The sequence below is a fragment of the Pseudomonas sp. PS02302 genome, from assembly GCF_029959585.1.
Classification (GTDB): domain Bacteria; phylum Pseudomonadota; class Gammaproteobacteria; order Pseudomonadales; family Pseudomonadaceae; genus Chryseomonas; species Chryseomonas aestiva.
On the sequence record NZ_JASCON010000192.1, the window covers coordinates 1 to 292 of the forward strand.

The window sequence follows — 292 nt, forward strand, 5'->3', positions numbered from 1 at the left end:
CTTGAGTTCGCAAGATTTTACCTTGACGACACTAACTGCCAGTGAAAACAGTTAATGCAGTCTACTTCTATCACTTTCCCAATTTTTTAAAGAACAGTTCTGATCAAAGACCAGAAGTCAGCATTTGCGCCCTTCTCATTACCTTGTGGTAGGGAGAAGTCAAAGGCTCACTTCTGAGCTTTTCAAGCAATCGCGTTAGCGGTAGGTGGAGATGGTGGAGCCAAGGAGGATCGAACTCCTGACCTCCTGCGTGCAAGGCAGGCGCTCTCCCAGCTGAGCTATGGCCCCATCG

General features: G+C 48.6%; 1 tRNA gene. It reads right to left on the reverse strand.

The features are described 5' to 3' along the window. Positions 1 to 212: 212 nt before the first annotated feature. Positions 213 to 288: transfer RNA gene (locus QMX82_RS25740), tRNA-Ala, on the reverse strand. Positions 289 to 292: the final 4 nt, after the last annotated feature.